Source organism: Microbacterium sp. (assembly GCF_049661145.1).
Classification (GTDB): Bacteria; Actinomycetota; Actinomycetes; order Actinomycetales; family Microbacteriaceae; genus Microbacterium.
On record NZ_JBASZT010000202.1, the window covers coordinates 1 to 4,449 of the forward strand.

Genomic DNA, 4,449 nt, shown 5'->3' on the forward strand with positions numbered 1-4,449 from the left:
GCTACGTTTCGACCGGTCGAAACGTAGCGGCTCGGTCGAAACGTAGCGGCTCGCGAAGGACAGGGTGGGCGGAAAGGGTGGGGGTGGGTTGGGGCGGGGCGGCGCGGGAAGAGCGAGCGAAGCGAGACGAAACCCACCGGGTCAGCCATCGACGACGGCGACGAGCTCGTCGAGGAACGGCGCGAAGGCGGTGCCGCGGCGGACGATCCGCTGCACGCTGTCGCGTTCGCTGAACACTTCGACGAGTTGCTCGAACACCGTCTGGAACGCCTCACGGTCGCTCTGCGAGAACGCCACCATCGCGATGACCTGCACGCGCCCCTGGCCCGTCTGCGACGCCGGCCCCCACGCCATCGACGGATCGGCGATCGCGACCGCGATCGCCGTGCGCGTCGCCGTCATCCCGAGCGCGTGCGGCACGGCGAGCGCGTCGGTGAACGCCGTCGAGGACAACCGCTCCCGTTCGAGCGTCCGCTCCACGTAGTCCTCGTCGATGACGCCTTGCGCGACCAGGCGCTCCCCGAGCATCCGGATCACCGATTCCTCGTCGGCATCCGCCGGCACCCTCCCGACGAACGCGTCGGCCGAGAAGTACCGCTCCAACTCCGCCCGCAGCCGCGCGAGGCGACGCGCGCGGCGCACGCGACCGGCCGCAGCCTGCACCCGCTCGACATCACCGTCGGTGAGGAACGGCTGGATCCGCACGACGCCGTCGCCGGTGAACGGCGGCTCGATCGTCGTCAGGATCAGGTCGCTGTCGATCGCGTCCCAGTCCGGGTCGGCGCGGGTCTGCACCCCGACCACGTCGACGACCTGCCCGAGGGAACGGTCGACGCTCGAGCGCAGCAGCTCGTGCAGCTCGTAGTACCCCGGGCACACGATCGTCGCCGTCAACTGCGCGCTCCCGCGGCGGCTGCGCTCCAGCTGCCCGCCGACGTGCATCGCGATGTAGGCGATCTCGTCGTCCAGGATCGGGATGCCGAGCAGCCCCCGCAGTCCGTCGGCGATATACACGGCGACCTCGAAGATCATCGGATACGACGATTTCAGCGAGCGCGTGAGCGGGTTGCGCGACCAGGCCTGCTGCCTCGCCCGCAGCCTCAGGTTCTGCACGTGCAGCGCGAGCCGCAGCACGAAATCCTCGTGCTCGATATCGACGAGGAACTCCTCGGCGGCACGGTGCACGACGTCGCGGACGGCCCTTTCGACGTCGGGCTGGAGACGGGAGCGGATGACGGATGCCGTCTCCCCCGCCCCCGGCGCGACGACGCGACTGAGCACGAGCGCGGCGAGATGGCGCTGGTCTCCCGCACCGAGGCGCACGCCGAGGTGCTGCGCGCACAGGCGATCGAGCAGCCCGCCCACCTGCTCCTGCGCGGGCGGAACGGTGTCCGTGACCGCCGCGTCCAGCCCACGATCGTGCGCGACGCGGTCGGCGGTGATCGCGATGTGCATCATGACGTCGCCGATGCCGAGCTCGTTGACGAAGTAGCCGAGGTCGCCGAGCCCCGCGACCAGCTCGGCCTTGAACGGGCCGAACACCGCCTCGCCGATGGAACCCTCACCCAGACTCCGCCGCAGCGCGTCGAGGTCGAAGGCGCCGTCTTCGGTCTCGTCGTGGGCAAGCCGGCTGAGCAGGCGCCGCTGGGCCATCTCCGTGCCGCGCAGCACCGCGCGAGCGCCGGCGCGCTCCAGTGTCAGCGACGTGTCGCCCAGCAGGGTGCGCACCCGGCCGAGGTCGCCTTCCAGGGTCGCGGGGCTGACGTGGAACTGCTCGGCGGCCTCATAGACGTCGACGCCGTCGACGCCGGACAGCAGCGCACGCACCAGCCGATGCACGCGCTCACGTGGACTCGCGGCATCGACGGTCGCGCGCAGGGCCGCGAGGGCATCGGGTCCGGCGCGGTACCCGAGGGGCCCGGATTCCACGGCGACGCCCGCAGGTACGCGAGCGTTCAGCGCCGTGACGTAGCTGCGGATGCTGCGGGGGGTGACACCCACGACGTCCGCGAGCTCCGCCGCAGTGACCCAATCGCCGTCCCGCGAGAGCAGCGCGATGACCCGATCCTGACGCGTTCTGCTCACGTCATCCAGTCAACCATGCGCACCGCCGGGAGTTTCCGGCCCCGCGGAAGAGAGACTGGTTGTCCGCTCCCAGCACTTTCACAAGAATGGCTGTGAAGGAGGCGGATCGATGAGGATCCTCGTGGTGTGCGGCGCGGGAGCGTCGAGCACATTCGTGGCGCAACGCATCCGGCATGCCGCGCAGGCGGCCGGGCGTGAGCTCAGCGCCGTCGCCGGCACCGAGCAGTCGTTGCCGATCGACATCGACGCGGCCGACGTCGTGCTCGTGGGCCCGCACCTGCAGCACGCGGTGGATTTCATCCGCCGTCAGGCCGCACCGCGCGAGGCCCGCGTCGTGGTGCTGCCCTCCGACATCTTCACCGACCTCGACGGCACGCGCACACTGGCGCTCGTCGAGGCGGCGATCGCCGACACCGAAACCGGCACCATCTTCGACGCCACCTTCGACCCCACCGTGGAGAGGAACCCCTCATGAGCGCTGTGACGCGCACGATCCGCATCGGATCATCCAACGGCCTGCACGCCCGGCCGGCCAAGCTGTTCGCACAGGCGGTGAAGAATGCCGGCATCCCGATCACGATTTCCAAGGGCGCGGGCGCCCCGGTCAACGCCGCCAGCATCCTCGGGGTCATCTCGCTCGGCGCCGAGAAAGGTGACTACGTCACCGTGAGCGCCGACGGCGAGGGCGCCGAAAGCGTGCTCGACGATCTTGCCGACCTGCTGACCACCGACCACGACGAGAACTGAAAGCTGAAGGAGACGAAGACATGACCGAACTACGCGGAGTCGGGATCGGACTCGGAGTGGCCCAGGGACCGGTCGCCCGCATGGCGGAGCCGTTGCCCGCACCGGCGGACACCGCCAGCACACTCACCCCCGACGCAGAGCTCGCACGGGTGCGCGCAGCCGTCGCCGTCGTCGCCCGCGGGCTCGAGGAGCGCGGCTCGAAGGCGGGGGGCCTTGCCCGTGAGGTGCTCGAGGCCCAGGCGATGATGGCGGAGGATCCGAGCCTCGATGCCGAGGTCTCCACGCGGGTGAATGCAGGCAAGACCGGCGAGTTCGCCGTGTACGACGCGTTCGCGAGCTTCCGCGACACCCTCGCGGCCATGGGTGGCTATCTCGGTGAGCGCGCCGCCGACCTCGATGACGTCGCGCAGCGGGTCATCGCACGTCTGCGGGGACTTCCTGCTCCGGGTGTTCCCGACCCGGGGTATCCGTTCGTGCTCGTCGCGAAGGATCTCGCCCCCGCCGACACCGCCCTGCTCGATCTCGACAAAGTGATCGCCCTCGTCACGACCGACGGCGGGCCGACCTCGCACACCGCGATCCTCGCCCGCGAGAAGTCGATCGTCGCCATCGTGGGAGCTGCGGCCGCAAAAGACCTGGTCGACGGCGAGACCGTCATCGTCGATGCGGCCAAGGGCGTCGTGACGACCGAACCGACGGCGGAGGAGTTGCGTCAGGCCAAGCATCGCGCCGACGCACGGGCTGCGGCGGCATCCGCTCCGATCACGCCGGGAGCGCTCAAGGACGGCTCTCGCGTCCCGCTGCTGGCGAACCTCGGCAAGCCGGGCGGTGCCACCGAAGCGGTCGAACTCGGCGCCGAGGGCGTGGGCCTGTTCCGCACCGAGTTCCTGTTCCTGTCCGCGACGCAGGCGCCGACCGTCGAGGAGCAGACCAAGTCCTACACCGAACTGCTGCAGGCGTTCCCCGGCAAGAAGGTCGTCGTCCGGGCGCTGGACGCCGGCGCCGACAAGCCGCTCGCCTTCCTCAACGATGCGCACGAGGACAACCCCGCACTGGGCCTTCGCGGACTGCGGGCGCTGCGCGCCAGCGAGGACATCCTGCGCGAGCAGCTGACGGCGCTCGCCAACGCCGACAAGGCGACGGATGCCGATCTCTGGGTCATGGCGCCGATGGTCTCGACCGTCGAGGAGACGGAGTACTTCGTCGCCCTCGCGAGGGACTACGGCATCAAGACCGCGGGCGTCATGGTGGAAGTGCCCGCGGCCGCGCTCATGGCCGACCGCGTACTCGCCGAGGCGGACTTCGCCTCGATCGGCACGAACGACCTCACGCAATACACCATGGCCGCCGACCGGCTGCTGGGCTCGGTCGCGAGCTTCCAGGACCCGTGGCACCCCGCCGTCCTGCGGCTCATCAAGGCCACCGCCGAAGGCGGCAAGCTCAACGGCAAGCCGGTGGGCATCTGCGGTGAGGCCGCGGCCGACCCGCTGCTGGCGGTCGTGCTCGTCGGCATCGGGGCGACGACCCTCTCTATGGCACCCACGGCTCTCGCGGACGTGCGTGCCTCGCTCCTGCAGTTCGACCGCGCGGATGCCGAGCGCATCGCCGCGGCTGCCC

4 protein-coding genes are annotated in these 4,449 nt (G+C 70.4%); 3 read left to right on the forward strand and 1 reads right to left on the reverse strand.

The window, feature by feature from the left end:
* Positions 1–141 precede the first annotated feature (141 nt).
* Entirely contained in the window at positions 142–2,085 is a 1,944-nt protein-coding gene (locus tag WBP48_RS08640) for a BglG family transcription antiterminator (protein WP_424439029.1), read from the reverse strand.
* A 109-nt stretch (positions 2,086–2,194) separates the two neighbouring features.
* Between WBP48_RS08640 and WBP48_RS08645 the strand changes: the two genes are divergently transcribed.
* From WBP48_RS08645 to ptsP, 3 genes are all read left to right on the forward strand, one after another.
* Positions 2,195–2,560 carry a PTS sugar transporter subunit IIB gene (locus tag WBP48_RS08645; RefSeq protein WP_424439032.1) on the forward strand — a complete coding sequence of 122 codons (366 nt, stop codon included), beginning with the start codon at positions 2,195–2,197 and terminating at the stop codon, positions 2,558–2,560.
* Positions 2,557–2,832 (forward strand): HPr family phosphocarrier protein, encoded by a 276-nt coding sequence (locus WBP48_RS08650; RefSeq protein ID WP_424439034.1) that lies wholly within the window; start codon positions 2,557–2,559, stop codon positions 2,830–2,832. The genes WBP48_RS08645 and WBP48_RS08650 overlap by 4 nt, the downstream gene beginning before the upstream one ends.
* A 20-nt stretch (positions 2,833–2,852) precedes the next feature.
* The coding region (gene ptsP, locus WBP48_RS08655; protein WP_424439037.1) for a phosphoenolpyruvate--protein phosphotransferase at positions 2,853–4,449 on the forward strand (1,597 nt) is incomplete at its 3' end.

Bases quoted from the DNA above. Each gene is read 5' to 3' on its own strand.
- WBP48_RS08650 (WP_424439034.1), top strand. From the start codon at position 2,557: ATGAGCGCTGTGACGCGCACGATCCGCATCGGATCATCCAACGGCCTG.
- WBP48_RS08645 (WP_424439032.1), top strand. From the start codon at position 2,195: ATGAGGATCCTCGTGGTGTGCGGCGCGGGAGCGTCGAGCACATTCGTG.